Origin of the sequence: Sulfitobacter sediminis, assembly GCF_040811725.1 — a bacterium.
GTDB classification, from domain to species: Bacteria; Pseudomonadota; Alphaproteobacteria; order Rhodobacterales; family Rhodobacteraceae; genus Sulfitobacter; species Sulfitobacter sediminis.
The window spans coordinates 1-5,317 of sequence record NZ_JBFNXX010000064.1 but is presented as its reverse complement, the minus strand read 5'-3'; the positions used below and the strand labels follow the sequence as shown (position 1 = coordinate 5,317).

At 57.7% G+C, this 5,317-nt stretch carries 6 protein-coding genes; 4 read left to right on the top strand and 2 right to left on the bottom strand.

Annotation, left to right across the window (positions count from 1 at the left end):
• Positions 1 to 522: hypothetical protein (locus tag AB2B41_RS22955; protein ID WP_367880156.1), on the top strand; the 522-nt coding region annotated here is incomplete at its 5' end.
• On the opposite strand, the gene dddP is transcribed toward AB2B41_RS22955, so the two are convergent.
• Positions 517 to 1,857, bottom strand: coding sequence for a dimethylsulfonioproprionate lyase DddP (dddP, locus tag AB2B41_RS22950; protein ID WP_367880155.1), 1,341 nt, complete (start codon positions 1,855 to 1,857; stop codon positions 517 to 519). The genes AB2B41_RS22955 and dddP overlap by 6 nt on opposite strands.
• Before the next feature lie 125 nt (positions 1,858 to 1,982).
• On the opposite strand from dddP, the gene AB2B41_RS22945 reads away from it, so the two are divergent.
• Complete coding sequence (locus AB2B41_RS22945) at positions 1,983 to 2,693, top strand: heme-dependent oxidative N-demethylase family protein (protein WP_367880154.1); 711 nt, start codon at positions 1,983 to 1,985, stop codon at positions 2,691 to 2,693.
• Between the two features lie 30 nt (positions 2,694 to 2,723).
• Here the strand turns inward: AB2B41_RS22945 and AB2B41_RS22940 are convergent, their stop codons facing one another.
• The gene (locus AB2B41_RS22940) at positions 2,724 to 3,155 is read right to left on the bottom strand and encodes a glyoxalase superfamily protein (RefSeq protein WP_367880153.1); all 432 of its coding nucleotides are present in this window, start codon (positions 3,153 to 3,155) and stop codon (positions 2,724 to 2,726) included.
• A 386-nt stretch (positions 3,156 to 3,541) separates the two neighbouring features.
• Here AB2B41_RS22940 and AB2B41_RS22935 point away from each other — a divergent pair, with 386 nt between their 5' ends.
• Complete coding sequence (locus AB2B41_RS22935) at positions 3,542 to 4,975, top strand: DUF1963 domain-containing protein (RefSeq protein ID WP_367880152.1); 1,434 nt, start codon at positions 3,542 to 3,544, stop codon at positions 4,973 to 4,975.
• On the top strand, positions 4,935 to 5,150 hold the full coding sequence (locus AB2B41_RS22930) for a DUF1963 domain-containing protein (RefSeq protein WP_367880151.1): 216 nt from the start codon (positions 4,935 to 4,937) through the stop codon (positions 5,148 to 5,150). Before AB2B41_RS22935 ends, AB2B41_RS22930 begins: the two co-directional genes overlap by 41 nt.
• The last annotated feature ends 167 nt before the right edge of the window (positions 5,151 to 5,317 follow it).

Here is a 5,317-nt window from a genome sequence, read left to right as displayed (position 1 = left end):
CCGTCCTCCTTTGTGGATCATCGCAGACCCACCTTGGCACATAGATGCCGTCGGGGGGCGGTCACATCATCAAAGCCTGGCTCTGGGATAAGGCACTTTTCTTGGGGGCTGGGTAAAGAATATGAAATGTGTTTTCGAGCGTGCTCTTTAGCCGTTGATGGACGAGCGCGAACCGGAGGTTCTGAAATACACGCGGATATCTTTCAAATAGGTGAAGTCTTGGATAGGTCCATTAAAGCCGCCTTTTCCGGGAAAGAAAGCGAAGGAGCTTCGTTTCAGATTGAGCTAACTTTTGATCTAACGACACCAAGAATTTCCGCAGCTGTCTTTCAACGTGGCGAAGATAAGACAATGTCGCCACTTCACTGTAGTGATCGAGATGAGAAGGAAATTGTTAGGTTAGCTAGAGTAATTGAGAAGTATTATAGGAGCACCATTTCCTCAGTAAGTTCGGAGTTGGATGTCTTGGTAACGAAGGCGAGTGAAAACGCGAATACACTCGCAAGTGAATTTGGTTTATGATCCCATCAGCGCCGCATCAAACGGATAGGTCGTCAGGTTCTCGAACCCGTCCTCGGTGATCAGCACCTGATCTTCCAGCTTGATCGCGAAATCGCCGCCTTCGGGCTGCACCAGCGCTTCGACGCAGAGGACCATGCCCGCCTCGAGCGGGTAGTCGTAGGCGCCCTCGACCGCGTGGTCTGGGTAGGCGACGAGGGGCCATTCGTCGCAGAGACCCACGCCGTGCATGAGGCAACCGTATTTGCCCTTCTGGAATTGCGCGTCGAGGACGTGGGTGTTTGCCGAAAGCTCGGGGATCATCACGCCGGGTTTGAGCATCTGCATGTTGGTCTGGATGTGCTCGACCCCGTGTTGCATGGCGTAGATCATGTCGGGGCGGGGTTTTTCATCGCCGATCCACCAGGTGCGGGAGATGTCGATGCAGATGCCGTAGCTGCCGATGAGGTCGGTGTCGAAGGCGACGATCTCGTTATTCCGCACGATGCGGGGCCCACATTCCTGGAACCACGGGTTGGTGCGGGGGCCTGAGGCGAGGAGGCGGGTTTCGATCCATTCGCCGCCGCGCTTGATGTTCTCGGCGTGGAGCACGGCCCAGATGTCGTCCTCGGAGGTGTTTCCACCTGGGATTGTTTCGCGCGCGAAACATTCCATCTTGTGCACCGCCGTTTCGCAGGCGTGGCTCGCGCAGCGCATGGCGAGGATTTCGTCGGGGCCTTTGACAGCGCGACTTTTCTCGGTCACTTCCTCGCCGTCCATGACCTCGAAGCCCTGCCGTTCAAGGGCGCGCAGACCGTGGAGCATGATCTTGTCGACGGCGAGACGCTTTTCGCCACCGCCGTGTTCGGCGATCAGTTCCCGCACCTCGTTCGCCAGCACGTCGGCTGCGACGCCGACCTTGTCGCCCCGGTCGAAATAGAACAAATCCGCGCCGGAGCGTTGTTCGCGTACCAATGGATTGAATTCACTGAGGAAAGGCGAGTTCTTATAGTCCCACATCACCATGTAGCCATCGGCGCAGAGGAGCACCGCGCGGAACGGGTTGTGGGTGTTCCAGAGCTGCATGTTGGTGCTGTCGGTGGCGTAGCGGATGTTGAGGGGGTCGAACATCAGAAGACCGCCGTAGCCCCGGTCGACGATGTGGCGGGTGAGGCGTCTCCAGCGGTATTCGCGCATGGCAGGCAGGTTCGGAAGGGTGAGGCCCGCCGCCTCCCATTCCGAGAACGCGAGCCGCGTCGGGCCGATCTCGACACGGTTGGCGTCGTTGGGGGTGCCGTCGTCAAGAAAGGCGCCCTTGGCCGGGTCGATCTTGCGGGTCTGGCTATAGTGCTGGTTCATAGGCGCGGCTTCCGTAGGCTTGGTTTCAGACTTGCCCATTTTTCGGGTAGCGGTACGCGGGAAACCGACGCATTTGCATGTCGTTTTTGCGAGACTTCCGGGGGTGATTTTCCTAGGGTCCGGCCATGCAGGAAATCCTTCAAAACCACCTGCCGGAGGAGATGACCGGCGAGAATACGTTGCCCGGCGTGGGCCCTTGCGCGCCCGACGACTGGCTGCGGGTGGACGAGGCCTACGGGGCGCAGATGGCCTACCGTCTGCACCTGCTCGGGGACCGGCCCGATAAGGTGCTCTGGATGGCGCCAGAGGCGCTGGAGGCGGCGCAGGAGGTGTTAAGAGAGGCGCTCAAGCTCTTGCCTAAGCTCGGGTTTTCGGTGTCGGGAGATGGCGCGCGGTGTCCCGATGGCCGGGAGGTGCCGATCGACCGGGACGATCCGCTGCGCACGTTGGGGATGCTGGTGCAGGAGGATATCTGCATCCTGCAGAAACGCGGTGACGAACATGCTCTGACCGGCGCGGTTTTGTGTTTTCCGGCCAACTGGCGGCTGGCTGAGAAGGCGGGGCGGCCGCTGGTCGCGATACATGAACCGGTGCACGACTACGACGACGATATCGCGCGGCGGGTGCAGCGGCTTTTCAACGGGGTGCGCGCGGGCCGTCCGCTGTGGCGGTTCAACAGGTTGTCCTACGTCGAGGCCGACCTGCACCAGCCCCGCAAGAAGGAACAGGGCGCAGATGCGCCTTTCATCCGGTCCGAACGGCAGTGCATCATCCGCATGCCACAGACGCAGGCGGTGGTCTTTACCATTCATACATGGTGCGTGCGCAGGGTCTGAGCCGCCCTGCAGGGGCGGCCCAGATGAGGCTTACGCGGCGCGCAGCACCAGATGCGGCTGCCCGTCCGAGGTCTTTTGCGGCGACACGCCCTTGGGCGTCACGGTCGCGCTAACCTGTCTGCGGAAGCTGCTGAAATGCTCCGAAGTGACCACGTCGATGGGCGTGTCGAAGCGCAGCGTCAGCGACCAGTAGCCCCCCGCCGACTGCCGCGCGGCCTTGACCAGCCCCGTGAAGGGGTGGCCGAGATAGCGGCCCGTGACGCGCTGGCCGGGGGCCCAGCCTGGGTAAACGGTCGCGGCCATGGCCAAAAGCGTGTTCCAGTCCCGCGCGCCCCACTGGTGGGCAATGGTTTCCAGCGCTTGCGCGTGGCTGATCGGCTGGCCCCGGTCGGCCAGATCGGCGCGCAGACGCTTGGCCTGCGCCTTCAGCACGTCGCGCGACGGGATTTGTGATGTCGTCATGTCAAACACTCCTGCTCGCAAGAAGTGACGAAGGGGGTCCGCGTTGCCCGTCAATCGGCGAGATTGAAGGTGTGTTTTCAGATTACAGGACTTCACCGGAATGCGGACGGCAGGGGCCTGACCCTTAGGGTGGCGATATAGGGAAGGCGGTGTTGTGGTGCAAGGGGGATGGCGGCTTGGAGCCCAAACCTTCAAAGTTCTGCGGCGCGGCTAGTGACTGCTGTGAAGAGCAAACACAGGGACATTCATACCTAACCGCATGTTGATCATTGCAGAAATTACACAACACCAGCTCGTTGCTTGATCAGGTCCGATTGGCTTGCTTTTGATCTTAATATTGCAAAGATCAGAAAATCGGAAACCTTCGACGCCCTAGGAAACTTCCATTGCATCAGACAATCTCCGTTATACTGAAACGCCAAGTTCCCATTCGCTTTGATGAGGCCCACCGATCCTGGCTGGGCGGGCTACCAATGATGCCGAGGCTCACCGAGTGGCCGCGCGACGGGGAAGGAGCACCTCTGCACTTCATCGCACAGATTTGCTGCGCAGATTTGCCAAAACCGCTTTGGAATGGTCTGGGGCCGCGAGAAGGGCGGCTGTTACTCTTTGTAGAGACGCTGAAACTCGAAGATGAGGCCGAGAACAGCACCGTTCAGGTCTTGCACACAACGCGCTTGGGTTCAGAACGTGAGCCACCAGAGGACGTCCCGTCCGTCCGGCATTCCATGTCGGGTCACTTCGATCACACGGCATCCAAGAACCAAGACGGGGTTCCAAAGCTCTGGCGAAAATGGCCCGTCGACATCGTTGTGCAAGAATATGACACCGCCAAGCTAGAACCCGAAGACTGCATACCCCCTATTATCGAGGCAGAAAAACTCTATGACGGAGCCGTTAGTCAAAAAGGTATCAATGGAACGTCGTTTGACTTGGACCGCCCGCTGACCTGGCTTGGCGCGCGGTATATCATTGAAGGTGTGCTGCAAGAGTTGGAGAAAGGCAATTTCAAGTCTGGTTCCGACGGTCTGACACTGCTGTTGGACGCTCCTGATTTTGATCCGTTGGGCCGAGAAAAAGAGATTGAAGAACGGGCTCTTCAAAGCCCTGATTACAAAGGCGGTCAGTTTTCGAGCCAGGGCCGATATAGAGAGCTCTATGATCGCCTGACAGCAGAGCTTTCCGTTGAGCGTCGTGTTGGATGGGTCGACAGGGCTTACCAGGCTTTTGACGCTGAAATCTCTCTCTTCAAGGCAGCGAAGATGGAATTGGAGCAAGCTGAGGCAGCGGGTATCAAGGATGCGACAGCGCGAAAGGGAGACGTCATTTTATCGATGAAAGGAGTGCTGTGGAATCTTGAGCGGTTCGAAGGCTACAAAGAACAACTCCAAAATGTGCTTGCGCAGTTTCCCGAACCCGATCCCGAGGCTGCTTTGACACAGGAGATTCAAGAGCAGGGCAAGTTGTTTCTCGACTGGGTTGACCGCCTCAAGAATACAGCAAAGTGCGCTATCATTGAGATAGAAGCACATGATCCGGATGCAGTGATCACCGCACAGCAATGGGAAGATATGGCCGCGACGCTATCTGAAAGCTCGCCACATTTCTGGGGAGAAGGTCTCAATACCTTACACAAGAAATCTCGTGAATTTCGTTTCGACAGGCATGTGCAAACGGCTGCTCAGGAAGATCTCCTCGATCTCTATACACAGGGAAAACTACCTTCGGGACTCATATCAAAGGACTTGATCGACGACCTGGAAGCAAGGGCAAAGTACATTGAGCCAGGCTTGCCACATCGATTGGGGGGGGCTTCCTAATCCCGTCCAAGACGGCGCGCTTGAACAAGGCGAGCAGCTCCTGTTTCAGATTGTAAGTGATCCGGCTTTGGGATGGATGTGGGGCGATGCCGGCGCTCTCTATGTCACCATCTCAGAAAGCGATTTACGCAAAGGTCGATTTGATCGTCTCAACGCATGGATTGAAGGGCATTAGAAAAATGACCCCCAAATTCGTGTATCATTTCACTCGGAAGTCTTCGTGCAAACAAGACTAGCGGACTTTGGCCGTATGGCAGCTTCGTCTGGATGCTGTTGAAAAAGTCGACCGGGGATTTCGTTTGAATTGATGGCCGAACGGTTTCTGCCCGGCTCTTCACACCG